Annotated in this window: 28 protein-coding genes; 23 read left to right on the top strand and 5 right to left on the bottom strand. The window is 43.8% G+C overall.

Annotated features, from left to right (window positions below):
• Positions 1 to 33 precede the first annotated feature (33 nt).
• The 3 genes from BC792_RS10250 to BC792_RS10240 are packed head-to-tail and all read left to right on the top strand — an operon-like array spanning position 34 to position 3,108.
• Positions 34 to 342, top strand: coding sequence for a DUF4134 domain-containing protein (locus BC792_RS10250; protein WP_028069947.1), 309 nt, complete (start codon positions 34 to 36; stop codon positions 340 to 342).
• Positions 339 to 650: a DUF4133 domain-containing protein gene (locus BC792_RS10245; protein WP_148908913.1), complete on the top strand. Its 312-nt coding sequence runs from the start codon at positions 339 to 341 to the stop codon at positions 648 to 650. The genes BC792_RS10250 and BC792_RS10245 overlap by 4 nt, the downstream gene beginning before the upstream one ends.
• Positions 622 to 3,108, top strand: coding sequence for a TraG family conjugative transposon ATPase (locus BC792_RS10240; RefSeq protein ID WP_148908912.1), 2,487 nt, complete (start codon positions 622 to 624; stop codon positions 3,106 to 3,108). Before BC792_RS10245 ends, BC792_RS10240 begins: the two co-directional genes overlap by 29 nt.
• A gap of 11 nt (positions 3,109 to 3,119) precedes the next feature.
• On the opposite strand, the gene BC792_RS10235 is transcribed toward BC792_RS10240, so the two are convergent.
• Together BC792_RS10235 and BC792_RS10230 are read right to left on the bottom strand one after the other, a co-directional pair.
• On the bottom strand, positions 3,120 to 3,548 hold the full coding sequence (locus tag BC792_RS10235; protein ID WP_148908911.1) for a putative toxin-antitoxin system toxin component, PIN family: 429 nt from the start codon (positions 3,546 to 3,548) through the stop codon (positions 3,120 to 3,122).
• Positions 3,541 to 3,738, bottom strand: coding sequence for a hypothetical protein (locus BC792_RS10230; protein WP_148908910.1), 198 nt, complete (start codon positions 3,736 to 3,738; stop codon positions 3,541 to 3,543). The genes BC792_RS10235 and BC792_RS10230 overlap by 8 nt, the downstream gene beginning before the upstream one ends.
• Positions 3,739 to 3,853: 115 nt before the next feature.
• Here BC792_RS10230 and BC792_RS10225 point away from each other — a divergent pair, with 115 nt between their 5' ends.
• The 20 genes from BC792_RS10225 to BC792_RS10135 all read left to right on the top strand — a co-directional run bounded on the left by BC792_RS10225 (position 3,854) and on the right by BC792_RS10135 (position 23,387).
• The gene (locus BC792_RS10225) at positions 3,854 to 4,504 is read left to right on the top strand and encodes a hypothetical protein (protein WP_148908909.1); all 651 of its coding nucleotides are present in this window, start codon (positions 3,854 to 3,856) and stop codon (positions 4,502 to 4,504) included.
• The gene (locus BC792_RS10220; RefSeq protein ID WP_148908908.1) at positions 4,501 to 5,160 is read left to right on the top strand and encodes a hypothetical protein; all 660 of its coding nucleotides are present in this window, start codon (positions 4,501 to 4,503) and stop codon (positions 5,158 to 5,160) included. Before BC792_RS10225 ends, BC792_RS10220 begins: the two co-directional genes overlap by 4 nt.
• The gene (locus BC792_RS10215) at positions 5,157 to 5,837 is read left to right on the top strand and encodes a hypothetical protein (RefSeq protein WP_148908907.1); all 681 of its coding nucleotides are present in this window, start codon (positions 5,157 to 5,159) and stop codon (positions 5,835 to 5,837) included. The genes BC792_RS10220 and BC792_RS10215 overlap by 4 nt, the downstream gene beginning before the upstream one ends.
• An 80-nt stretch (positions 5,838 to 5,917) precedes the next feature.
• Positions 5,918 to 6,703: a hypothetical protein gene (locus BC792_RS10210; RefSeq protein WP_148908906.1), complete on the top strand. Its 786-nt coding sequence runs from the start codon at positions 5,918 to 5,920 to the stop codon at positions 6,701 to 6,703.
• Between the two features lie 18 nt (positions 6,704 to 6,721).
• Positions 6,722 to 7,864, top strand: a complete 1,143-nt coding sequence (locus BC792_RS10205) for a TraJ family protein (RefSeq protein WP_246154976.1) — start codon at positions 6,722 to 6,724, stop codon at positions 7,862 to 7,864.
• Between the two features lie 21 nt (positions 7,865 to 7,885).
• Positions 7,886 to 8,506, top strand: coding sequence for a conjugative transposon protein TraK (gene traK / locus BC792_RS10200; RefSeq protein WP_148908905.1), 621 nt, complete (start codon positions 7,886 to 7,888; stop codon positions 8,504 to 8,506).
• Positions 8,484 to 8,924, top strand: coding sequence for a hypothetical protein (locus BC792_RS10195; protein WP_148908904.1), 441 nt, complete (start codon positions 8,484 to 8,486; stop codon positions 8,922 to 8,924). Before traK ends, BC792_RS10195 begins: the two co-directional genes overlap by 23 nt.
• 15 nt (positions 8,925 to 8,939) lie before the next feature.
• Positions 8,940 to 10,103, top strand: a complete 1,164-nt coding sequence (gene traM, locus BC792_RS10190) for a conjugative transposon protein TraM (RefSeq protein ID WP_148908903.1) — start codon at positions 8,940 to 8,942, stop codon at positions 10,101 to 10,103.
• Positions 10,104 to 10,124: 21 nt separating this feature from the next.
• Positions 10,125 to 10,973 (top strand): conjugative transposon protein TraN, encoded by an 849-nt coding sequence (traN, locus tag BC792_RS10185; protein WP_148908902.1) that lies wholly within the window; start codon positions 10,125 to 10,127, stop codon positions 10,971 to 10,973.
• Positions 10,974 to 11,008: 35 nt separating this feature from the next.
• A complete protein-coding gene (locus tag BC792_RS10180) occupies positions 11,009 to 13,045 on the top strand; it encodes a type IV secretory system conjugative DNA transfer family protein (RefSeq protein WP_148908901.1) in 2,037 nt (678 codons plus the stop codon).
• Positions 13,046 to 13,094: 49 nt separating this feature from the next.
• Positions 13,095 to 13,619 carry a M23 family metallopeptidase gene (locus BC792_RS10175; protein WP_148908900.1) on the top strand — a complete coding sequence of 175 codons (525 nt, stop codon included), beginning with the start codon at positions 13,095 to 13,097 and terminating at the stop codon, positions 13,617 to 13,619.
• Position 13,620: 1 nt separating this feature from the next.
• Entirely contained in the window at positions 13,621 to 13,776 is a 156-nt protein-coding gene (locus BC792_RS18340) for a hypothetical protein (RefSeq protein ID WP_157739352.1), read from the top strand.
• A complete protein-coding gene (locus BC792_RS10170; RefSeq protein ID WP_148908899.1) occupies positions 13,769 to 15,007 on the top strand; it encodes an ArdC family protein in 1,239 nt (412 codons plus the stop codon). The genes BC792_RS18340 and BC792_RS10170 overlap by 8 nt, the downstream gene beginning before the upstream one ends.
• A 28-nt stretch (positions 15,008 to 15,035) precedes the next feature.
• Complete coding sequence (locus tag BC792_RS10165; protein ID WP_148908898.1) at positions 15,036 to 15,851, top strand: DUF4099 domain-containing protein; 816 nt, start codon at positions 15,036 to 15,038, stop codon at positions 15,849 to 15,851.
• A gap of 89 nt (positions 15,852 to 15,940) precedes the next feature.
• A complete protein-coding gene (locus BC792_RS10160; protein ID WP_148908897.1) occupies positions 15,941 to 16,468 on the top strand; it encodes a hypothetical protein in 528 nt (175 codons plus the stop codon).
• Between the two features lie 195 nt (positions 16,469 to 16,663).
• Positions 16,664 to 20,083 (top strand): hypothetical protein, encoded by a 3,420-nt coding sequence (locus BC792_RS10155; RefSeq protein ID WP_148908896.1) that lies wholly within the window; start codon positions 16,664 to 16,666, stop codon positions 20,081 to 20,083.
• Complete coding sequence (locus BC792_RS10150; protein WP_148908895.1) at positions 20,061 to 20,501, top strand: response regulator transcription factor; 441 nt, start codon at positions 20,061 to 20,063, stop codon at positions 20,499 to 20,501. The genes BC792_RS10155 and BC792_RS10150 overlap by 23 nt, the downstream gene beginning before the upstream one ends.
• 1 nt (position 20,502) lies before the next feature.
• Positions 20,503 to 21,621 carry a response regulator gene (locus BC792_RS10145; protein ID WP_148908894.1) on the top strand — a complete coding sequence of 373 codons (1,119 nt, stop codon included), beginning with the start codon at positions 20,503 to 20,505 and terminating at the stop codon, positions 21,619 to 21,621.
• A 559-nt stretch (positions 21,622 to 22,180) separates the two neighbouring features.
• The gene (gene rpsU / locus BC792_RS10140; protein WP_148908893.1) at positions 22,181 to 22,372 is read left to right on the top strand and encodes a 30S ribosomal protein S21; all 192 of its coding nucleotides are present in this window, start codon (positions 22,181 to 22,183) and stop codon (positions 22,370 to 22,372) included.
• Positions 22,373 to 22,541: 169 nt separating this feature from the next.
• Positions 22,542 to 23,387 carry a sulfurtransferase gene (locus tag BC792_RS10135; protein WP_148908892.1) on the top strand — a complete coding sequence of 282 codons (846 nt, stop codon included), beginning with the start codon at positions 22,542 to 22,544 and terminating at the stop codon, positions 23,385 to 23,387.
• A gap of 32 nt (positions 23,388 to 23,419) precedes the next feature.
• On the opposite strand, the gene BC792_RS10130 is transcribed toward BC792_RS10135, so the two are convergent.
• From BC792_RS10130 to pstC, 3 genes are read right to left on the bottom strand one after another with little or no spacing between them, the layout of a single operon-like run.
• A complete protein-coding gene (locus BC792_RS10130; RefSeq protein WP_148908891.1) occupies positions 23,420 to 24,229 on the bottom strand; it encodes a phosphate ABC transporter ATP-binding protein in 810 nt (269 codons plus the stop codon).
• Positions 24,184 to 25,038 carry a PstA family ABC transporter permease gene (locus BC792_RS10125; RefSeq protein ID WP_148908890.1) on the bottom strand — a complete coding sequence of 285 codons (855 nt, stop codon included), beginning with the start codon at positions 25,036 to 25,038 and terminating at the stop codon, positions 24,184 to 24,186. Before BC792_RS10125 ends, BC792_RS10130 begins: the two co-directional genes overlap by 46 nt.
• Positions 25,035 to 25,925, bottom strand: a complete 891-nt coding sequence (gene pstC, locus BC792_RS10120) for a phosphate ABC transporter permease subunit PstC (protein ID WP_148908889.1) — start codon at positions 25,923 to 25,925, stop codon at positions 25,035 to 25,037. Before pstC ends, BC792_RS10125 begins: the two co-directional genes overlap by 4 nt.
• Between the last annotated feature and the right edge of the window lies 1 nt (position 25,926).

The following is a 25,926-nucleotide window of genomic DNA, read 5'->3' as shown; positions in this document are numbered from 1 at the left end:
TCATTTTTTATTCACTTTTTATCCATTATCTCTATGACAGTAAACACTAAAAAACTGTTTGCAATGGCCGCGCTTTGCCTTTCAGCGGCCCAATCAACATTCGCACAGGGCGGTACAGTTGGTATTGATGCCGCCACATCATCATTGACCAGCTACGTAGACCCCATTTCGACGCTCATTTTGGCGATCGGCGCGGTCGTCGGCTTGATCGGGGGAATACGGGTGTACATCAAGTGGAACAGCGGAGATCAGGACATCAATAAGGAATTGATGTCGTGGGGAGGTTCCTGCCTGTTCTTGGTACTTGTGTCGGTGGTCATCAAAGCGTTTTTTGGCGTATGACACACGGGCGTTATCCTATCTATAAGGGGCTGCAAAAGCCCCTTATTTACCGCGGTTTCAAGGGCAAGTTTATCTATTGGGGCATAGGTTCCCTTATCGGTGGTCTGGCCATCGGTGGACTTATCGGCGCACTGACCAACCTGATCCTGGGCGGCTTTGCCACCCTTGCCCTGATGGGTGCAGGACTTGCCTATACATTCATGAAACAGGGTAACGGTCTCCATGACAAAACCCGCCATCGAGGCATATTTATCCACCCCGTACATTTATCAATCAGCTATGAGAACAGAGAGAAAGACAGCCTTTGAAATGCCCTATATGGGTATCGACCATTATCAGGGCATGTCCATACTGTACGGCGACCGTGGCGATTTTTCAGTCGTGATGCGACTGACCAATCCCGTCTTACAGTATGGTGCCGATCCCGAAGCCTATACCACATTCCAGCACGTTTTATTAAACGTCATCAAGATACTTGGCGAGGGACATATCATCCAAAAGCACGATGTATTCATCAAACGGAAATACCGGCCCAAACCTGCAACCGAGTTCTTGGAACAGAAATACCAAGAACATTTTGAGGGCCGGGAATATACCGAAATCAGAACCTACCTGACCGTTACCCGTCTGGTCAAAAAAGGGGCATTCTACACGTATGACAAAAAAGTGCTGGCCACTTTCGGACAGAACATGGCGAAAGTATTTGACCTACTTTCCGGCGCCGCACTTAACCCCGCATACCTTATCGAAGCGGAAATAAACCGTTTCGTAAACAGGGTGCTCGCGGTGGAGTTTGAACAGCCGCACATCACATTGGACAATCTCCGCTGCGGAGACCGTGAGTTGCAGATCGGAGACCGGGCCGTCCGCTGTATCAGCATGGTCAACACCGATTCGGTTGACCTGCCCGAAAAAGTCGGAACCTTTACAGCCAAAAATGAAACGAACGGCATGCGTGATTTTCCGGTGGACAACCTGTTTTTCCTGCACAATGTTCCCGGTTATCGCACCATTATCTATAACCAATTATTGGAGATACCCAACCAACAGATCACGCTGGGCAAACTTGAAGTAAAACGAAAAAGGCATTCGAGCGTACCCGATCCGGCCAACCTCATGTGCGTGGAGGACATCGACCGTTTATTGGTGGACGTGGCACGCGATAACCAGCTATTGGTAAATGCGCATTATTCCATGATCGTATGTGCCGATACGGACAAGATCGACAAAACGACCAATTTCATTGAAGCCGCATTGTTCCAACAGGGGATCATTCCCTCACGAAATGCTTACAACCAATTGGAGCTGTTCCTGTGTGCCCTGCCGGGCAATGGCGTGGAACTGAAAAAATACGATTGGTTCCTGACTACCGCCGATGCCGCCCTCTGTTTCTTTTTCAAGGAACGGCTGCCGACGGACGAACCCTCGGAGTTTTTGTTAAGGTTTACCGACCGTCAGGGGGTGCCCGTGGCGATTGACCCATCGGATTTGGTTATGAGGACAGGCCGCATAAAAAATCGAAATCGCTTCGTGTTAGGTAGCAGTGGCACGGGTAAAAGTTATGCCATAAATGCGATCTGTCAGCAGTACCTGCAATACAACATGGATGTGGTGATCGTGGACGTGGGGCATTCCTATTCCGGTCTTTGCAGTACATACGGAGGAAAGTACATCACCTATTCGGAACAAAAGCCCATCACGATGAACCCCTTTGCGATCAGCGAGGAAGAATACAACATCGAGAAAAAGGATTTCTTGATAACGTTGATCTGTCTGCTCTGGAAAGGTTCCGAGGGTACGGTGGCCACCGTCGAGCGTGACGTAATTTCCAATGTCATTTCAGCCTATTACGCCCATCATTTCGATAAGGCCATCGAAGACCGTGTAGACAGGTTGGACTTTAATTCCTTTTATGAATTTGCCGTTCGGAAAATCCCAGATATAAGGAATGAAGAAAGCATAGCTTTTGACGTAGAGGAATTTCGGTTTGTACTAAAGAAGTTTTACAGAGGGGGTGAATACGAAGCGATTCTTAACGAGGATGCCGACCAATCGCTGTTCAACGAACGGTTCATAGTCTATGAAATTGACAACATACAGAATAATAAGACGCTTCTGCCGATTGTCACGCTCATAATAATGGATCTGTTCGTGCAAAAGATGCGCCACCGGAAGAACCGCCGGAAAACGCTGATCTTGGAGGAAGCATGGCGGGCCATTTCGTCGCCCATGATGGCGAATTTCCTTTTATACCTAAACAAAACCGTACGGAAGTTCTGGGGGGAAATCATCGAAGTGACACAGGAGATCAACGACATCATCGGCAACCCCATTATCAAGGACAGCATCATAAACAACTCGGACACCATTATCCTACTGCAACAGAACGAAGCCGATTTTAGAAAGGTCGCCGAACTGCTCTCCATCAACGAGGCCGAACAGAAAAAGATTTTCACGATAAACCGCCTTGAAAACAAAGAGGGGCGCGCCCGTTTCAACGAGTTCTATATCCGTCGGGGAAATACGGGCGAAGTGTACGGCGTGGAGGTCAGCATTTACCACCACTTGGCATTCACGACCGAAAAACCCGAAAAAAGCGCCGTGGAGATTTACGCCAAACATCATGGCAGCTACCCAAAGGCCCTAACAGCGTTCGTGTCCGATATGGAAAAGAGTGGTCTTGTATTAGGCGATTTTGTGCAAAGGGTGAACGAGAACAACGCGCCCGTTGAAACACAAAGGGAATATTTTAAACCTGATTTTTAAGAGGAAACGGATTAAGTTGTGAATATGGATTTGTAGGAGTTTTCAAACTCCTCATAACGCAGAACATTGATCTGGGGGAAAATATTGTCCTTTATCTGATGGATATGGCGGTCATTGCTGACGATGAAATCCGATTGGCTTGCGATATAGGTGTCCACAAATTTATTATAGTCCTTATCGTTTTCTACCAACTGCCATAAAAAAGATGGATTGGTAAGTATCACGTTTGGCAACAGTAAAAGGTATTCAAGGGAAGCATCTGTATAATCAAGACCATAGCGAATGGAGACCTGTTCCTGATATTCGGTCAAAATTTCATTGGAAACAACCAAATCAAATTTCTTGCCTATCAATGCTTTGTATATCCAATGGTATTTGGAGTGTACGGCCAATGATACAAGGAAAATATTGGTATCGAGTACAAGTCGCAGTTTATTCATTCACCCAACTGTCAAGATCATCTTCGGTAATGTTTTTTTCCTCGATAGCGTGCTGTACGTTTTTCAAGAGCTTGTCCGAAAAATGCTTGGCAAGAAAATCCTTTATCACAAGCAAATCTTCCTTGCTCGGTTCAAACGAGTAGACTTTAAGCAACTCTAATTGCAAACTGTTTAATTTTTGGCTCTGCATATCAATAACCCCTTTTCACAAAAATACAAAATTTAACTGTTTTTTGAAATGGCCTTTTCCGATCACCGATTATTCCACTCACCAAAATGTATCAAAAATTATGCTAATAAAAATCATGTCATTTCTCGGTTGTTACCTGCTCTGGTTAACAGCCCATGCCCAGATTTACATCGACCCCGCCGTCGCAGCCGCAACGGGCGTCCATGCCGGAGTGATGAACAGCCAACTCAACAACGTGAACGACAATCTCACGCTTATCCAGCGTGGACAGCTCGCCGTCACGGGCCAGCTCCTGATCGTGAACGATTTGCAGGATAAGATTTACAAAGGGTTAAGCGAAGTATCCGGCGTTGTCCGTTCACTGCTCACCGTAAAGGACATTGCCAGTATTTCCCTTGACATCGTTAATGATGTGGAAAAAGCAATGAACATCGCAAGCGGAAATCCGGTACTCCTGTTATTTGCCGAAGCGGGCGCAAGGGAATTTAAGACACGGGCCACGAACCTATCTGCCGAGGTAAGCGCTTTTGTGCTGAAAGGTGGAAAGGATAACCTGATGGATGCGGGCGAACGGGCAAAACTGCTCAACCGGATACGTACGGAACTGACCATCCTGCGGGGCGTAGCCTTTGGGATGCACAGAAGTATGTATTGGGCGAAACAGCGCGGTATCCTTAACTCCCTTAATCCATACGCAGGTTTTATCAATATCGATAAACAGATTGCCGATGACATTATCCGTAATTCAAAATTGCTCAAACGATGAGATACTTTATCCTAACCCTCTTGCTTTTGGTCATCGCTTTGACCAGAGCAAACGCACAGCTCAATGTGGAACTGCTCCACCAATTAGTCGAACACAGCAAAGATGAATACGACCGCCAGATCACCGCAAGAAACAGACAGGCCATTACCTCGGCCAACGAGGAAGTAAACCGGGAGGAAACGGCAAAACTCAAAACCCGCTATCGGCAGTTGCACAGCCGTTTTCAGGTTTTGGGAACAGCATTGCAGGGGCTTAGTATGGGGCTGGAATCCGCGCCAATTGTCACGGAGATCATAAACCAACAAAAAAGGATTGTAGGCATTGTATCCACACACCCCGAATTTCTTTTGCTTGCCATCGATGCAGAAAAAGATATGGCAGAAAAAGCCGTGCAGCTCGCACGCTACCTGACCGGACTTTTTATCAGTATCGGCGATCTCAATCAGATGAAAGCAAGTGACAGGAGAATACTTTACGGACACGTCCTGCAGGAGCTTCGGAAGATCGCAGGAGCATCACGGGGGCTTGCGGCTACCCTATACTATTCGACACGAAAAAAGCTGCTTGATTCCCTCAACCCTTTTTCCGGTTATATCAATGAGGACAAGCGTATAGTCGATAACATTTTAAGGCAATTGGAGGACTTTAAACCATGAAGAAGCAACTCATAATCCTGCTGTTTATCTGTCTTTCAAAGATGACTTTCGCCCAAAGCTATGTGACGATCATCTATGATGCCAAGCATCTTGCCATCGTAAACGAAAACGGTGCGGTAAGGCTCGCTTCCGAACAGACCCATAACAATATGCTCGGCAACATCTGCGGACGGATCGACGATATTAACGTCAATCTTTCTTCCGTGGTGCTGGTGCAGAACATGATCCACCGATCATTGACCGAAGTGGATCGGGCATTGAAGTCCGGCCGTTCCGCGCTCCATATTTCGAGACTTGTTCAGGACATCGCCACCCATAGTACGAAAATGTTGGAAACCGCCAAAGGCGAACCGTGGTTGCTGCTCTTTGCCGAGGACGTTGCCAGACAGCTCAAAGACAGGGGAATAAACCTTGCCGCCGAAGTCTCCGACTTCGTGCTACAAGAGGGAAAAAACGTGCTGATGGACTACGAGAAAAGAGACCACCTCATGCGCAAGATCATTCTCGAACTGAAAGTAATTCGGGCATTGGTATTCAGTATGGAGAGGTCAATGTATTATGCCAAGATCAACGGCGTACTGAAAATGGCGAACCCATACCGAAACTTTATCAACATGGACAAACGCAAAGCGGACGAGATCATACGGAACTATTATCTACTAAAGGACCAAACATGAAACCATCATGATTTATTCAAACCATCTAATGGGATGAATAAATCCGATAGCTTCATCACCATTTAAAAACAATTATTTCGATGAAAAAGATAAATATCATTTGGCTACTGCTGTTCCTATTTTCCACGGGAACGATGGCGCAGAACGTGAAGCGACAGACCGATAAACATATCGTAAACCAACAGGAACGCATGGTTCATAAGCAATGGGATCGAAAGAAGTTTACGCCAACCAAAGGTTTTTTGGGACTGAACTATCAATATTGGCTCACCTGGGCGTGGCACCCTAACTACCCCAAGACCGACCGCCGACCTTTGAGCGGTACAGGCCCGCAGACCTTGCGCATGGGGATGGTACTCGCCATGCATCAGACGGACGAAGCCTATAAAAAACACGCAGATACCATCCGAAATGTGGCGGTGACCGAAGCCCTCAATTATTCCGGTCTGGTCACGGATGCCGACCCTTTATGGCTCCTGTATTACCGCAAGGAATTTGGAAACCTTATCGACGGAACGGAGGGCGATCCACTCGCCGGACTTTCACCGGACGTGGGGGATTATCTGCGGAACAAAGGGCTATTGGAGTGGTACGGCGAAGAACGGGCGGAACTCAAAGAACGGTTGGAAGCGGCCCGAACGACCACGCTCGACCGAGGTAGCCGTATCATGGCCTATCACCGTTTGCTTGGGGAACATAGAAAACTACTGTCCGCATGGGAAGCCAAAAAGAACTATGCCACCAAATTCCTTTTATTGGCCAAGAACCGTGACCGCCTGCAAAGTGACAACCCCGATCTGCCGGAGTTTGCAACGGATCGTTCCGACGTACAGATTGCAGAGGACATCCTAAAAAGAACCCAATAACCAAAATCAGATTACTTTATGGACTTTATCAACATGACGGGGCTAATGCCCCGTTTTTTATTGCAGGGAAATCCTGTAAATGTGCCGGACTCGTTTAAAGACACGTTCAATTTTTTACAGGGGAACGGTGTCTATGAGGAGGGTGTTATGCACTTTCTCAAAGGCATGAAAAACACGATATGGACGCACTTCGATACGTTCATCACCGATGCACAGGCCCTTGCCGCCATTTTCATGCTCATATTCTTTGCCATCAAATCATACGAAATGATGGCGGGCGATAAAAAAATGGAAATCATGCCTTTGTTACGCCCTTTCGGGCTTGTGATGGTCATCATCTGGTGGGGAACGTTCACCCGCGTACTTGCGTATCCCACGGACATCGTTGCCGCCAAAACGGAAAGCCTGTTTGACAGCGGGCAGATCGAAGTTAACAACCTACGCCTGCAACGTGCAAAACTCATGGTTGACGTTGCCGATCAACTGACCACTATACAGGCCGAAACCGAGATCGCCGAAAAAGAAGCAGATACATGGTACGGACAGGCGTGGGATGCGGTCACCTCGACCGTAAAGGAGGGTTTTGCTTCGGTGTGGAACCCAATCGTTGAACTTAAAAACCGTATGCAAGTGGGGTTACAGCTACTGGCGACCTATACCTTAGAAACGTTGGCCGTCTGGGTATTGCGCATCTGCGTTTATATCATATTCATTATCCAGATCATCTACTCGACCATCCTCATCATTTTAGGCCCGTTTAGTGTTGCCGTAAGTATCCTGCCTGCCTTTAGGGACTCCTTTGGTACGTGGATAGCCCGGTTTATCGCCGTTAACCTGTATTCGGGCATTGCCTATCTGGTCATGCACGTAGCCAGTCTATTCCAACAGTATGCAATGGAAGCCGAGATTACAAGGTATCAACAACTCCTTGAAAGCACGGGCGACACATTGGAGAAGATGGGCTGGTTTGCGGGCAACGGGATTTTAAGTTTTGGCATCGTCATCGTGACATTCCTGATCGGAGGACTGACCATGCTCACCGTGCCGAGCATCAGCACATGGATCGTATCGACATCCGGCATTACTTCGGCTGCCGCCACAATGGGGCGCGGTGCTTCCAACGCAGCCCGTACCGCGAGAAAGCTGATCGCCAAGTTTTAACCACTTTAAACACGTAATGCTATGATAATAAAAAATATCGAAGCCAAGATCAGGCTTGCCACTTTTATTGCAGGGGCAAGCCTGATCGCCGCCCTGCTCATGGTAGTGGCGGTATCTTTTTTTGCCTACAAACAGGTCGGCAATGCACGGAAGTCCGTGTATATACTTGATGCCAATAATGTACCCATGTCCGCAAGCCAAACCGACGTAGAGGTAAACAGGCCCGTGGAATACCGTACACATATCAACCTTTTTCATTCACTGTTCTTTACGCTCGCGCCCGACGAGAAGTTTATCGAATACCAGATGAAAAAAGCCATGTACCTGATCGATGAATCCGGTGCGTTGCAGTACAATAATCTACGGGAAAAGGGATTTTTCAATTCCGTGCTTTCGTCCAGCTCCGTGCTCACCATCCAGACAGACTCCATCCACGTCGATCCGGTAAAGAAATACTTTAAGTTTTATGGCAAACAGACCATAGATCGGCGCAGCTCTACCGTAATACGCTCGCTGGTCACCGAGGGCTATTTACGGGACCTTGAAATGCGTACGGAGAACAATGGTCACGGTGTACTGATAACCCGATGGAAAACACTCGAAAACAAAGATATATCCTATGTTCAAAAAAATAACTTCTAACCGACCACCCGACACGACGGTATGGGCAGCTTTTTATAAGGAGTTTGGCAAGTACATCGATGGGAGCATCACACGTACCAAACGGTTTCTTGAAGCCCGGCCACGTGCGGTATTTTCGGTAATGGTGGCAAGCATCCTCGTTTCTGCCAGTTGCTTTCTTTTTCTCCCAAAGGAAATACCGAAGAAAGAACCCTTACAACTTTCCATGCAACAACCCCTAATGGACGGAATGGGCGGTATTGTTACCACCGTTTCAGCTTTAAAGGAACTGCTTGAAATCCGTACTGTCCTTGACACGCTTATGCAAAAGGACAGTTTAGACAGTGCTGACAGCCTGCTGATGGAGAGTGCCATCGACAGGATGCAGATCCTCGAAAAGCGACTGGCCGAAGCAAACAAACACCATAATTCACCCTAATACAATCCAACAAAGATGAAAATCAATTTCAGACAGCCGCGCTATGTGTTGCCCCTCATAGCGCTGCCTTTTCTATGCCTGTTTTTTTACGTCTACCAAACAGGTTTTGCAAAGGAAGAAACACCCCAGCAAGAGGGAGATCCCTTGCAGGGGCAGATTGCCGAAGTATCGGAGGACGTGAAGAACCGCGCGCTATCCGACAAACTTGCCGCCTACCGTGAGCAGTACCGCCGTGGTGACGGCTATACGGCAATAGGCCAGCTACAGGAAGAACGAGCCGAACAATTCCGTTTTGATGAACTCTACAACGAGGAAGAAAAGCGCAGGCTTGATTCCATCGAACGGGCGCTCAAAAATCAGCGACCTGTTTCCACTAATGGAAATTCGGAAAATGACGACCAAGACCGAGCATTGCAACAGGCCCTTTCCTCATTACAGCGAAAACCCGAACCTGCCAAACCGGAACCGGATAAGACCGATCCGATGGAACTTTTCCGCAAACAGATGGCCTATGCGGACAGTATGGCAAGGGCGAACGACCCGGACGAACAAGCTGCCCGCAAGGAACGTGAACGCATGGAGGAAGCTAAAAAAGAACTCGAAAACCAGCCCCGTCTGTCCGTTTCCAAATACGGTATAGGTCAGGGAGTGTTCAACACCATCCGACCCGAAAGCGACAATACTTTCATACAGGCCATCATTGACGAAAACATAACGGGTTATGCCGATTCCCGTCTACGGATACGGCTTATGGATGACCTGTTGGTCGGCCAGCACATCGTTAAGAAAGGTACGCACGTATTTGCAAGGATTTCCGGTTTTTCAGGACAACGGGTGTTGCTTACCATCACTTCCATTATGCACGAAAACAACATATTGCCCGTCCGGTTGGAAATCTACGACAATGACGGCTCACCCGGACTGTATGTGCCCGCGTCAGCATTCAGGGAGTTTAGCCGCGAGCTTGGCGGTAACACCACACAGGGAATTACCCTGCAACAACAGGCCGAAAACAACAGCCAGTTGGTCATGAGTGCCATTCAGCGGATGTTCCAATCCACAACGACCGCCGTATCAAAGCATATTCGGAAGAACAGGGCCAAACTGAAATTCAACACAATGGTGTACCTCATCGATCCCCAGGGACTCCGCCAAAGCCAACAGAACTATAAACAGTAAAAACCACTTTAAGATTTCACCATGAAAAAGAAACATCATTTTCTTATCCTTTTCCTTTTATGTTGTATCGGATATTCCGCCCACAGTCAACAGGCCACGGATACCCGATTAGGAACACTTCCCGAACTAAGCCTGCACCGTGGCCATACGGTTCATATACTTTCACCCGAACCCATTAGGTACGTTGACATCGCTTCGCACCATGTATCGGGCGACCTGCCCCTTGAAAACGTGTTGCGGATCAAATTGAATGAAGACACCACGCAGACAGACCACCTCGATCATGAACTCGGAACGGTTACCATTGTGGGTGATAACTTCGTGGCGCAATACCGTCTTACCGCCCCATTATGGGTTAATGACGAGAGCATTCCGGCCATGCTGGAAATCAAACCGGAACACACCCGGCCTTTGGAAATTTCAGAGATCGGATTGAGCCGTAGTAATATGAAAAACCTTGCGCTCGGTCTGCTTACAAAAAGTGTTCACCATCCTATACGAAGCACGAGGGACTACGGTGTTGGCATTATACTTAACGGTATCAGCACATTGGGCGATTATATCTTTATTGACGTGTCGTTTACCAATACCTCAAACCTTTCCTACAATGTGGATGAACTCCGGTTTTTCATTGAGGACAAGAAGATCACCAAAGCAACGAACGTGCAGACCGTCGAGATTAAACCCTTGTGGCAATACCAGCCGTTGACGGAATTTAAGAAAAGACACCGCAATGTGTTCGTACTGAAAAAGGCCACCTTTCCCGGCAGTAAGGTACTTCGGGTAACGCTCACCGAAAAACAGATTTCAGGACGCACGGTTAACCTAAAGATAAAATACGGAGATATATTGAAAGCCGACACCTTTTAGGTCGGCTGTATCCATCCTTTGAAAATCAAATTATTATGGAGGAAACCAAAGAGCAACAGGGACTTTACCGTTCCCTGCAATTTGGCATATACCTATCCGTTGTCCTCGAAGTCTTTCTTTTTTTCTATGTAGATAGCTTCCTCTTGACAGGAACAACCGATAACGGGTTGTTCCTGTTTGCGGAGAGACTTTCGAGGGTGCCGTTCTATGCCGAACTGATAAACAGTAAACTCTTTACGCTTGTGCTGATCTGTCTGGTCTCCGTCGGAACATTGAGCCGAAAGAAAAAAGACCTCAATCCCAAAACACAGATCGGTTACCCTTTAGCATTGGGGATGCTCATTCTTTTTTCGGGTTTATGGTTGCAGGGACGTCAAGCAGCCCCGATATGGCAATCTGTCAATTGGTATGACCTCGCCTATGTCACGAGTGCTTTTGCGGGCGCGATTTTGGTACACGTTGCAATAGACAACGTATCCAAGATCATAAGCTCCAATCTGGGAAAGGATCGCTGGAACGTCGAAGAAGAATCCTTTATGCAGCCGACCGAACCCGTCGTAAGCCCGTATGCGATCAACATCCCGACGTTGTTCTATTACAAAGGAAAAGTCCGTAAAGGGTACATCTTAATTGAAAATATTTTTAGGGGCCTGCTTCTTTGCGGGGTTCCGGGCAGTGGAAAATCGTTTGGGATCATTATGCCGATCATACGCCAAATGCTGTCCAATTCGTTCACCATGTGCCTATACGATCTGAAATACCCCGATCTCGGTCAAATAGCCTATTATCATTACCTGCTTGCCAAGCAGAACGGTCGGTGCAAAAATTACAGCTTCCACGTTATCAATCTCAATGAACCCGAAAAGAGCAGACGGGTAAACCCCTTGAAACGGGAGTATCTTAATACCCTCGCAGATGCTTCGGAAACAGCCGAAGCACTCGTTGAAGCGTTGAAAAAGGGAGATAAAAGCGGGGGTAGCGACCAATTCTTTACACAGTCTGCGATCAACTTCCTTGCCGCCTGTATTTACTTTTTCAGTAGCTATCAAGATGGACGTTATTCCAGCCTGCCCCATGTACTTGCCTTTCTTAATCTGTCGTATGAACAGATTTTTACGGTGCTGTTCAGTAACCAAGAGCTTGGTTCCCTTTTGTCGCCGTTCATGTCTGCCTACAAGGCGAAATCGTACGATCAGTTGGAGGGGCAAGTTGGAACGCTAAAAATCTTTATCAGTAGAATGGCCACCAAAGAAACGTTTTGGGTTTTCGGTGCGGATGATTTTGAACTACAGGTCAGCAACCCCAAACACCCCGGTGTTCTGGTGCTTGCCAATGACCCGCGCACCCAGAGCATCAACTCCGCTTGCCTGTCGGTGGTACTTAATCGGGTAACCAAACTTATCAATACGAAAGGCAATTTACCCATCGGTTTGGTTGTGGATGAGGCCCCAAGCCTTTATATTCACCGTGTTGACCTATTGGTGGCACAGAGCAGATCCAATTTTTCTGGGGTGGTTTTGGGGCTTCAGGAGTTGCCTATGTTGCGCCAACAATACGGCAAGGAAACGGCCGAAACCATCACGTCTATCATGGGTAATGTATTGTCCGGGGCGGTCAGGAGCAAAGAAACGTTGGAGTGGCTGGAACGTCTGTTTGGCAAGGTCAAGCAGACGGGAGAAAGCCTAAGCATCGACCGTACAAAAACCTCGCTTTCTTTGAACGAAAAACTCGAACCGCTGATACCCGCCGGAAAGATAGCATCATTAAAAGCGGGTGAAATTGTCGGTATCGTTGCCCGTGATACTATGGAAACCTACACGGGCAAATACGAGACCACCGCAGTAAACTGCCGTGTCAATCTCGACATGGATGCCCTCAAAAAGGAAGAAGCGAATTATCGGGAACTGCCGACCTATTACGACTTTGGTGATCGAAAAGAAGAAATCCTATTGGACAATTTTTTCCGTATCAACAGGGAGGTCGAAGAAATTGTCGAACAGTTTATTCCCGTTCAGGACAACATGCAATTCCCAACACCAACCGAAACAACGGAGTACAATAAAAGAAAATAGTCGCCCGACTTTTAAAGGGGCATAGCCCATTAACAAAATCAAAAACATCATGAAGAAATCCGAACGTTTCGCATATCTACGGAACAGACTTGCCGTACCAAGCCTTTTTTGGGGGTGGTTGATGCTTGTTCCCTTTATGCTTTGTGGACAGGTTTTCGACTATAGCCCACCGTTGGACAAGTTAAAGGTTACATCGCCATTCGGATACCGTATCCACCCGATCAGCGGTAAGGCTTCACACCATAACGGTGTTGACTTTGCCGCCCGTTCCGATCCCGTTTTCAATGTACTTGACGGCCGGATTAAAGAAACCGGAAAACATAAGTTGCTCGGCAAGTACATACGTATAGCACATGGCGAAGTAGAAACCATTTACGGGCATCTTTCCCATATACTCGTTTCACCGCGTGATACAGTTATAGCTGGACAGCCTATAGCCATCACCGGAAGCACAGGCAGAGCGACAGGAGAACACCTGCATTTTTCGGTGAAATTCAACGGTAAATTCCTTGACCCTTTGAAATTTCTACGCAGGATAAAAGAACAATCAGATCAATCCTTAAACATCGAATAATATGGACTATCATTTAAGATCACTGCAACAAAAACTAAGTGTTCTGGCCAGTGGTGAAGACATTGGACTAACACCAGCGGAAGCGGCCATTTATGGCGTAGAATACGCCGACGAATGGCCAGACGACGAATCCCCGGAGGTGGACGAAGATGAGTAGCAAAAATTCAAAATCCCTGCATGAAATAGTTGCGGAGAACATCATCAAGAAACTTGAACAGGGTACAGCGCCGTGGCAGAAGCCGTGGAACAGCAACAGTCCAGCTTTTGAACTGCCCTATAATGCAATTACAGGCAACCGTTACAAAGGTATCAACAGCCTGTCGCTGTTATCGTCAGACCATGAAGACCCGCGTTGGATGACGTTCAATCAGGCTTCGACAAACGGTTGGAAAGTACGAAAGGGAGAAAAAGCATCCCTGATCCAATTTGTCAAGACCCATGAACTTGTTACTAAAAGAGACGAACAGGGGAAGCCGATTATGGATGAACAGGGCAAGCCTGTAAAAGCCAAAGTAGGTCTGAACCGGGCAATCATTACCAGCGCATGGGTATTCAATGCGCAGCAGATCGATGGCATCGAACCATTGGTAAAACCCGACGTAAAGCAATTCCAATGGGACTCCATCCAACGGGCAGAAAATATCATTCAGGCTTCGGGAGCGGACATAACCCACAAATCAGGAGATCGAGCGTATTACAGTCCGGCACTGGACAGTATCACCATGCCTATGCGCGAACAATTCGACGCATCGGATAAGTACTATGCCACCCTGCTCCATGAGCTCGGCCATTGGACGGGGCATAAAGATCGTCTGGACAGAAGTATGATTGGCAGCTTTGGAACGGAGGGTTATGCCCGTGAGGAACTTCGTGCCGAAATCGCTTCAATGCTAATAGGTCAGGAACTCAATATTGGCCATGATCCAGGCCAGCACATTGCCTACGTGGACAGTTGGATACAGATATTGCGTGACACACCCTTTGAAATACATGCAGCCGCTGCCGATGCCGAAAAAATACTTAATTATCTTTTGGCATTTGAGCAAAAAAGGGAAATCAAAGCAGCCGCGAATGTTCAGGCCGAGGTACAGGCCGAGGTACAGGCCGAAGCAAGACCACAAAGGACAAAAGAAAGCAGCCTTTCTATAGGTGATGAAATTGCCTATAACAATACCGTCTACAAAGTGCAAGGTCATCTGAAACGTGGCCGTATGCGTGTGGAAGACTTAACTACCGGAAATATTTTCCCGCTATCGAAAACTGATCGGTTATACGGTTCACTGCTCCATGCCAAACAGCATCCCGATGCTGTCAAAATAAGTGAAGACCTGCACCGCCCGGTACATGCCGAAAAGGAAGCTGTTGCTGCCTATGGTATCAGAAGATAAAATATAAAACTTAACAAACAATTACATCATGAAATATCCCATCAACGAAAATGAAATGCCCCTAAATGAACTTGAAAAATTGGGGCTTTACAAAGACGGAGGGTTCAGCATCAGCCCGGAGAATATCGATGCCCTGCTTGCAGGGAGAAGAACCGATATGTTGAGCATGGCAGGTCTGAACATCGACGGGCTTGCAATCCGTCAACTCGACGCCAAGTTATCCCTTAGCCGGAATGAGCTCGGCGATGTCCAGCTCAACATACATCCCATTTACAGAGAACCGCAATGGCATCCATTATTGAGCGATGACGAGGAAAAAGCCCTGATCGCAGGAGAACAGCACGTAGTCAGCAAGGAGCAGGAGATTGACGGCAACAAAAAGAAGAAAGTCATCATTGAATATGACGACTTGACGAGGGAATTTATAGCGTATGAACCCGACGAAGTACAGGCCCCGATCAGAGTAAACGGCGAAGAACTTTCGGAAAAGCAACAGGAGGCTTTCCGCAACGGTGAAGTGGTAGAACTCAAAGACGGAACGAAAATCCAACATTCGGCAACGGACAACAAGGGCATCCGTTCAGACCGAAAACGGCTTATCCTATCGGTGCTATTGGACGGCGGTATATCTTATTTGGTTTTCCGAGGTATCAATAACCTAAAAGGTAGGTTTGAACCACAGAGCGAGGGATACAGCGAAGGGTATAACCGCGCATTGACCGACATGATGATGGCCGACAAAAAGCTAAGGGAAAAAGGGAACGAGAAAACCGTTCAAGACCTTGCGCAACATCTTCATGATAAACAAGAGAGCAGGGGCTATACCCGTACCGTTGCGAGGTAATGGTATTTCTCCGATTGAAGCCCGAAGTTCGGAACTTCTTTGCACCACATATCAATATAGTCGAGGATAACATTCGGTTTCCTTATACATTGGAAAATCAGGTTTTAGCCAAAGAGCAGTGGAGTGAAAACGGTGTCCGTATTCCTGTCTGTAAAGGTATGTGGTTGGTGACGGACGGCTTGCCTGTATCCGTCACCCATCTTTTTATCGGTCATTCCGCAAGCGATCTGTTGTGCTTTTGCCATTATCACCCCAATTGGGTTGATCCACCTTGTTTGAGTGCATTTGCTTCATTGGGGTTGTTGCCGACCAAAGAACAATTTACTTGGCTAAAATCCCTTTTCACCAATGCAAAAATACATACTGTATTTGATGGAGGAATAAGCGGGCGTGTAGCCGATTGTAAAGTGGCAACGTGGCAGATCGGCAAGAGTGCAAGGTTTAGTCTTGCTGGTGACCTCGGAGAATTTTATTACAACAAAAAGAAGTACCGTATTCCAGTCAATATTTTTTCATTGAGCCGTTTTGAAAAATTATCCGGTATCCGTTCGGGTATCCGAACACATAAACCAAAAGCGCCATTTGAAACGTTCTATCAATCCTTTACAAATATATGAGCTAATCTGAACCAGCCCACCGAAACCCCTGATCCTTTATTGGGTCAGGGGTTTTTGTCGTATTATATGGTTTCGAGAAAATGTGATTAATCATAAATATATAGGTTATCGAAAACGAACTCAGTAACATCATTCAGAATTGGCTTTCTGTATGCTTTTTACTATTTTGGTACTCAATTACCCAGCATTAATCAAATGGATTATAAGAAAATTGTAAGGTCGGTATTGAGTAACAGGAATCTATCACTACCACAAAAAATTAATAATATTAAACTCCGTGTTGAATCAGGTGATTACAAGAACTCCCTATCTCATCCGTCTATCGCTAAGTATCTTTTTAAACTACCTTTTTTTAAAAGTATTGAGGATATTCAAATAAAAGAGCCATTTCAGTTCACAGGTGATTTTAAAAAAGAATTTAGATGGCTAGCTTACATTGTTGAAAATTATTTTTCTGAAATAAACTCGTTTTTTCAATTAAAAAATGAATTTGAGAAAATATTAATTACTGGAGATTTAGAAAATGCAAAATCTAAGATTCTTTACATTGAAAGCCTATTCGGTGTCTCGTTATGGAGTATAGACTGTCGAATATTATTAACAGATCTTTATGATGGATCCGAAGCAAATTGGAATGCACTCTCAAAGTATTTAAACATAATTAAGAATTCAATTTATGAATTTAACATTAGTTCAAGTAGTAAGAGAGCCGAGTCTAACCTATCATATGAAAGTTTTCTAAAACAGTTCCAAAATGATATTGACAATATCCAAGCTAGTGGTTTTGTTAAAGACTATTTTGTTTTTAAGAATTTTAGTTATGCTAATTATGAATACGAATTCAAAGATCTAAGTAGTGTTTTATATGTATCCAATATCTTTTCAGTAATCGATCAATATTTAATTTTGTTAGATTCAATAATTTACAACATCTCTCGAAATGCAGAGTATGACAAATTATTTTTGAGCTTTATTAAAAATGCAAAATGTTTAGTCCCCAACGATCCAAGATTGACGGCTATATTTAATATTGTGAATCATAAAGATGATTCAGACAATCCTTCCGCTAATTCTGAATATATTACATGCATAAATTCCTACTATATGGGGGATTTCGAAAAATCCCTGGAAACATCAAGAGGTCTACTTCTATCAGACCCTTTGGAATATGAACTGTATCAAGTATACTGTAAGTCTCTGATTAATTTGGGGTTAGACTTTATTCCCCTTAACCTTAGTGGATTAGCAAACAGCATTCTTGTCGATACCTTTAAGCTATTTAATTTTCGAAAAGATGAGGAAAGTTGCGTAAAAAGGTTGTTGAAAATATCCCTTCAGTTGATGAATTTTAATATAGGAAAGCAAATATTTGCTTTACTTTCGGAAATAGAAGGTCAATTGGATTGGAATTATTACACTGGCATATTATCTACGTCGTTTATTACTCCTAAGAACATCAAATTCCTAAACTTCCATCAAAATGTTGAGTCTAATCTTTTAAAGTTTGCCAGTCAAGAATCATTTAAATTTTATAACGGTATAGAATTTGGAACAAACGAACACACTGACTTTAACTCGAAATCTGAAATACAGACAATATTTGCATGTGCTACCCAGCAATTTAAAATTGGAAATTTTGAAAGGACAATCGAAATTCTAGGACGAATAGAAAATGTTATCCCAAACTATTATTTGGAGAAGAAAAATAGCCTAATATACTTTTCATATCTACACCTTGGACGATTAAAAGAAGCCCTAACTTTGTTTTCTTCTATATATTTTGACAATAATTTAATTTATAGAAAGATAGACTACCTGTCATTATTTGATGAGATCAAAAGATTATCCGATAAAAGTGATTTTACTAGTTTAATAGAATTGTCAATATTATTTTCTCTTGTAGTCAAAGAATATGATTTGTTTGAAGTTTATGATGATTTTATATTGAATTTCGGAGTAGACGATTTAAGAGATTTAGATATAAATCTAATGATTGAAAAGTTCGGTAATCTAAAGACCATACATTTTCTTGAAAAGGTTGCCACTATCGATACACTTAAATATAATACAGATTATGTTTCAATTTCGGAGGTGGAAGAAGACCGAATTCATATTCTTGAACAACTGACAGTTGCTAACCCGATAAATAAACAATTATATGAAAAAGAACGAGACGAAATTTATCGTGCAAGTAGTGTCCGCAAAGTTCTAAAGGAAGTCGATGAGGGAAGACTGTATATTGACGTTAATAGCCTAAAGGACTTACAAATAAACAAATTTCAAGATGACTTTAAAAGATATAAAGAAATAGAATTGTCTTCGACTAATCAAACTTTAATAGGGTTTAACCCTTTTAATACTAAAAATTGGGATAAAGCATTGGTCGAAAAAAATGAGACTATTGATCTTTATAATAGCGCAGATTATTTGGCTTTCAAAAATATCTATTTAGAATCGAGAGATAATTTTCTATTTAGTAAAGAATATGGATTAGATAGTTGTTTAAGTACTAGGATCAGACATGGAGCACTTAAAAACCATATTCGTAGTGTATTTGAAAAACTTGACTTAGTAAGTTCAAAATCCAAGGATACATACATTAATAACCCAGTATGGCATAGACAACTATCGCATAACCCTGAAATAAACAATTTGGTACAGGAGCGACTAAAGTTATTTTCGAAGCAAATTGACGACTACACGATTTATATTAGAGATAGTTTAATTCAAATTCAGACTGAAAAACAACCTGAAAAAAAAGAAGGATTATTCGCATATTTCACAAATGACGAACTTCTTTTTAGATTTTATAGCGAACATAAACCATTTTTAATTTCAGTGGATAAAGCAATTGAAATCATTTTAACTAACTTAGTTAACTATACACTAATCCACCTACAAAATGATATCAATACTAGATTTTCTAACGAAATCTCAAATTATTTTCAAACTCTTATCGAGTCCACTATAACTGATTTAAGAAAACTTGAATTACCGAATGAATGCCAGCTTATAGCAAATCTCACGAAGTCTAGTACGGACATAAATCAAGAGTTGGACTACCTTTCCGAGTGGTTTTATCTCAATACGACAAATTCTTCTTCTATTTTAAGTATACACACCCTGTTAGATGCAAGCTTCCATCTTACCAATAGGATTAATCCCTTGTTTAATTTAGTGCCGAATGTACAGTTAGAGGAAGATTTTGGAGGTTACAGTAGCTTAATATTTGTTTTCAATATTTTATTAAACAACGTTATTGCCCATAGTAATTTACATCCACGGGATATTGTTTTAGATGTAATTGCAAAAAAATCAGACGATGATAAATATATGCAAATTACATTTTCTAATAATGTGAATTCGAAGGTTAATTATGCATTGAATATAGAAAAGCTAGAGAAAGTTAAACAAAATTGGAATAATCATGATAATATAGAGAGATCGAATAAAGAAGGTGAAAGTGGTTTTGATAAAATAAAAAGAATTCTGTTATATGAAGCTCTCGCAAAAACAGATCTTTTTGATTTTTCCTTTGAAAACGGTAAGTTTAGCATAACATTATTTTTCCCATTTAAAAAAGCTATTTCAGATGCGTCGATTATTGATAATTGAAGATGATAAAGAAAAAATTAAACGATTATTAGAATTTCAAGGGCAACACGATATAGTTGTTAAGGAATCCTTTCAAGCTGGAGTGTCTGAGTTGAAAAATAATCATAAAATTTATGATTTTCTTATTTTAGATATGACAATCCCTTTATGGGAGAAAGGAAACAATGATTTAGGCGGAAACTACGAGCAATTTGGAGGAGAAAAAGTATTAAGGGAAATGAAACGTAGGAAATTGTACACTCCAACTATATTGTTTACGATGTTTGATGTTTTCCCTACTCAGGACGGCAATATTACGTTTGGAAAAGTTGATACATTATTTAAAAAGGAATTTAGTGATTTTTATATTGGTGCGGTACTTTTTAGTTCCGAAGATGACAGTTGGATGGAGGAGTTATCTAAGTTGATGGGAGAGTAAAATGAATCTAATTTCGATACTCATAGTCGACGATGATTTTGCGAAAATTACGTCTATAATTAAACAAATTAGGGAAGTTTTCTCAGAAACTTTGGACATTACACAGGCGTCAAGTGTTCAAGAGGCGATTGAAAACCTTCAAAAGAGAGAGTTTCATTTATTAATTACTGATTTTCAAATGCCCCTTCGGGAAAATGAGGTTCCAAATGATAACGGAGGATTGGTTCTGTTGAAGAGTTTGTATAAAAAGAGAACAGGTGCAAATCTACCTTTGTATATTGTTGGGCTAACTCAATTTGATAATTTGACAAAAACTTATCAGGGAGTTTGGAAAGTTTGGCATTATAGTTCAGAATCGAATGAATGGCGTGAAAACATTAGAGATCTTATACATCATATTAGCTTAATTAAATACCGTGTCGTATTTGAGAAAAAAGAAACTATTTTTTTAGAGGGGCCTACAGATAAAAATATCATTAACGTTACTTTTGGATTTTATTTTGCAGATTATTTAGAGCATATAAATTTAGAATGCATCACTTATGGAGGTGGGGCATCATGGGTAGAGCGGCAGCTGTTCATCTGGGGAAAGAGTTTGGTGCGAAAATCAGGTACTGATAAATATTTGAAGGCTGTTGGTATTTTTGACGATGATGCTGCGGGGAACCTAGCCATTGAAAAAATCAGAACTCATATTCCACTCGATTCGGCAGAAAGTAAGACATTCAGCATTTTAAAGAATTGTATCAAATATTCAGTCGCTTTAAAAGCATTGAAATCGAAGGGAATATCTTTTCCAATAACTGTTGAAGACCTTTTCCCTTTTTCGATATATGGAGAAGCAAAGCAAAGAGGATGGCTTGTCCGAAGAACCTTGTCATCATATGTGATTGATACTGATTTGCTTATGTTAGAATGTAATCAAATTAGTGAAAGTAGTCTCTTAGCGAATGGTTTTACCCAAGAAGAATTGTTGTTAACACTTTACCGAGTAGACGATAATTTTAAGGGAGAATTTAATAAATACGTGTTAGGTCTGTCAAAGGACGATTTTATATACATATCATACCTCATTCAAGACGTACTAGGCAAACTGGGGATCAGTAATATGCGAAATTGATGTCCACGGAGTATTTTTCTGCCATCAACAATAAAGTTTATGATTTTGGGGATATTTTCCGAGTAGAATTTCAAGAAGAAAATTGTAAAAACGTTTTGCTCTAAAACCGTAACAAATACGTAACGGAAGAAAATTTTGCGATTTCAAAATTTGTTCATATATTGCCTTTGTAAAACAGAAATGGCGTTTTTCACCCATTTCCAAGATATATGACCATCAGACTCATAATCTTTTGGTCCCTGGTTCGAGCCCAGGTGGGCGCACAGATCGAAAGTCGTTTTTTTCGCAAGGGAAGACGGCTTTTTTTTGTTCCCAAGGTTTCTGCTGGTGGGGCGGGGCGGAAAGGTGCACGATAGTCCGTTGTGACAGCTGTAATATGGGCGTGCCGTGGAAGACTGCGCCGAGAGCCCGCATACAAACACTCGGCTACACAGGTACGTAAAGTGCTACTGAAAAATATCTTTACCTTTTTTATATAATATTTTGATTACACGTGTTTTTTTTGTATGTTTGCAAACACAAAAAATAAAAGGGCACGAAAGGAGGTATATAAAAGCACATGATTATCGTAAATGTAAAAGAAGGAGAATCTCTAGATAGAGCGTTGAAACGTTTCAAAAAGAAATTTGAAAAGACTGGTGTATTACGCGAGCTACGTTCACGTCAAGCATACGAGAAGAAGTCTGTAACCCGTCGTACCCAAATTAAGAAGGCGATCTATAAACAATCATTAAATCAGGAAACTGTATAAGTATTGTTTATTCTATAATAAAAAGAGGGCAGTTTAGGTTGCCCTCTTTTTTTGTTTCCGGCAGCATCACAACCTTTTTGATGCAAATTTTCTGCGGTAATTTCAAATATACAGCCCATGCTTGGGAATAAACCGATTAATAACTATATTTAGGAAAACACAGCTTGTTATGCAGCCTATTATATCAGCAGACGAACTTCTGGAGGCCCTCCAAACCGGGAATATACTATTAGTTGACGCTACTTCCGGCCCTGCAGGGCGGGCCGCGTATCAACGTGAACACATAAGTGGGGCGGTATATGTCGATCTGGAGCATGATTTATCGAAAATAGGCGATCCAGCAAAGGGGGGCAGACACCCATTGCCGGAGCCGGCGCGCTTCTCAGGCCTGCTGTCGGGAATCGGTCTTACAGAAGAGCGGCGTGTGGTTGTCTATGACCGCGCCAGTGGGACGAACGCTGCGGCCCGGTTCTGGTGGATGATGCGCGCCGCAGGGCACTGCGCGGTGCAGGTATTGGATGGTGGATTCGGCACTGCAAAAGCTAAGGGCCTACCCATGGCGGCGGGAATCGAAGGAGAACATAAAGGTTCGGGATATTCATTTGACGTCTGGCAGCTACCAACGGTAGATATCGAGGACGTAACATCATATACGAAAAGGCCGGAAGAAACCCTGATTATTGATGTCCGGGAGGAAGCCAGGTACGCCGGACAGCGTGAACCGATAGATCTTGTCGCCGGTCATATTCCAACAGCGGTTAACATTCCATTGGCAAATAATTTACAGGAAGACGGGTTGTTTAAATCTCCGGATGAACTGCGTAAGCTTTACGGACCTTTTTTTGATCAGAAACAGTCTTCGGCAATTGCGGTACATTGTGGTTCAGGCGTAAGTGCGTGTCACACCTTGCTCGCACTCGATTATGCCGGGTTTGATATTCCGGCACTTTACGTCGGATCTTGGAGCGAGTGGTCGAGAAATGACAAACCGATAGCGACCGGAAACAGGGGGTGACGTCTTGTTTCCTACAAGTCTGGGAGGCCCGCTTAACTGATAAAGCCTTTCACATACTGCTTTGTGATCTCGTTCTGTGGATTCAACAGAACATCTTCTGTCCGTCCGAATTCAACGACCTCGCCGGCATAGACGAAGATGATATGGTCTGACACACGTCTGGCCTGCCGTAGAATATGTGTAACAAGCACGATGGTATAGTCTTTTTTCAGTTCGACCAGTAGATTTTCAATGGTTTGGGTAGAAATCGGATCTAAAGCCGATGTCGATTCATCACCAAGTATGATTTCTGGTTGTACCGCCAGGCCGCGGGCTAGGCACAGCCGCTGTTGCTGGCCGATGGATAGACGGCTCGCTGAGCTTTCCAGCCGGTCTTTCACTTCTTCCCACAGTCCCACGTTCCGCAGCTGCCTTTCTACGATCTGTTTAAGTACCTCCTTGTTGCGTTCCCCATGGATACGTGGCCCGTACGCAATATTATCGAATATAGACATGGGCAGGGGAAAAGGCTTCTGGGAAAGCAATCCCATTTTTTTTCGGATATGGGTTACTTCTGCATCCTTCGCGTATATATCTTCGCCATTAACCAATACGGATCCCGTAATCTCGACGCCCTTGGTATCGTCTACTAAACGGTTCAACGTTTTTAAAAGTGTGGTCTTCCCGCAGCCCGAAGGGCCGATGATGGATGTTATCGAATTGTTCGGTATAGAAAGATTGATGTCCTTGAGGATACGTTTTCCTTCTATGGTAACATTGAGATCTTTAATCTGTATATGTGGCGTTGACAAGTTGATCAAATCTTGTGTTTCTGCTGTCTGGATGCTAGTAGATGCGTGCATATTACGATTATTAAGATGATAAAAGTTAAGATTAATGCCGAAGCATACGCCCGCCCCTGGACTTCAGGAATAGGGCTGCTTAGCTGAAAGAAGATGGCAAGAGGTAGCGTAGCAGACGGCTCGTCGATATATTTAGGCAGGTTATCACTAAACCCCGTTGTGAGCAGTACACCCGCTACGTCTCCGATAGCTCTTCCGAAAGCGAGCAGGATCGCCGTGAAAATTCCCGGTTTGATGTACCGTAAGAACATTTTCGCCGTTTCCCACTGTGTCGCGCCGAGCGAAAAAGTGATATTCTTTAGATCAACCGGGACAGTTTTTAGGAGCTCATCGATCGTACGCACAACAATGGGTATGGTTAGCAACGTAATGGTGATGATACCGCCGAGCAGTGACGCCCGTATCCCCATCCATACCATAAGACTAAAAGCTATGGCTCCGTATACTATAGAGGGTATGCCGAAGAGCACGTCGAACAGCAGCTTACTGAATCGCTCTAAAAAGGAACCGGCCTTTACATAGACATTCAGGTAAATTGATATGGGTACGCCGATAGCTGTGGCCAGTGCCGTCGACACCGTCGCCAGATACAGCGAACCTAATATCGCATTTAGAATTCCGCCGTCTTTGCCTATGTAGAATCCTCCTTTCGGCGTTTCACTGATCATTTCCCATGTCAGATAGGGAGCACCTTTATAAAGAATGGTGCCGACAATAAAAAATAGGGATCCCGTAATAGTGATGCCGGCCAGCTGCATGCATACTTTGGCCACTTTCTCCTTGAAAAGCCTTTTCTTTACATTACTCATGATGCTTTTGCCTCCAGTTTATTTAGAATTATGCGGGACAATAGGTTAAAACCAAATATGATGACGAACAATAATAAGGCTGCAAACATAAGTGCTGAGTCATACAGCGGAATCGACATCATCTCACCAAAATTGTTGGCGATTAGTGCCGGTAGCGGATACCCGGCATCGAAAAAAGATTTCGGAATTTGCGGGATATTACCACAAACCATCAGAACAGCCACTGTCTCGCCAAAGGCGCGGGAGATACCCAGCACCACAGCCGCCAAAAGCCCCGGCTTTGCTTTGATTAAAATGACTTTGGTAACCGTTTCCCACTTCGTGGCACCGAGAGACAGCGAGGCATTCTTCAGCTCTTGTGGAATGGTTTGGAGTACCTCTACCATAATGCTGATCATAATTGGAAAAATCATGACGGCAAGCACAACTCCTCCGGCAAACACTGTATAGCCCGTGGTTTCCACGCCGAACAGCGGCCCTACGAACTGCCCAAGCAAAGGCACGACAAATAATACGCCCCACACGCCGTACAAGACAGGAGGGATCGCCGCCAGAACATTAACAAGCGGTAACACCATGCTACGTAGTGCGTCACCGGCGTATTCCACCAGATAAACCGAAGCAAGTACACATAGCGGAACGGCTATGATGAGCGATATCAACGTCACCCAGATTGTTCCCATGATGAAGGGGAGGAATCCAAAACTGCCTTTTAATGGAGACCATACGCTTTCCGTGAGTATCTTGCCCAGGTGTTCAGCCTGAACTAAAGGGACTGACTTCACGATTAGTCCCGTTAATATAAGTGCAATAACAATAAGGGAACTAAACAGTAATAATGAAAAGCTTCTTTCGACTAATTTATCCTTTATTAATCTCCAGTTCATG

This window comes from Sphingobacterium allocomposti (assembly GCF_008124885.1).
GTDB classification, from domain to species: domain Bacteria; phylum Bacteroidota; class Bacteroidia; order Sphingobacteriales; family Sphingobacteriaceae; genus Sphingobacterium; species Sphingobacterium allocomposti.
The sequence above is the reverse complement of the archived record's forward strand: the minus strand, read 5'-3'. Positions and strand labels throughout refer to the sequence as shown.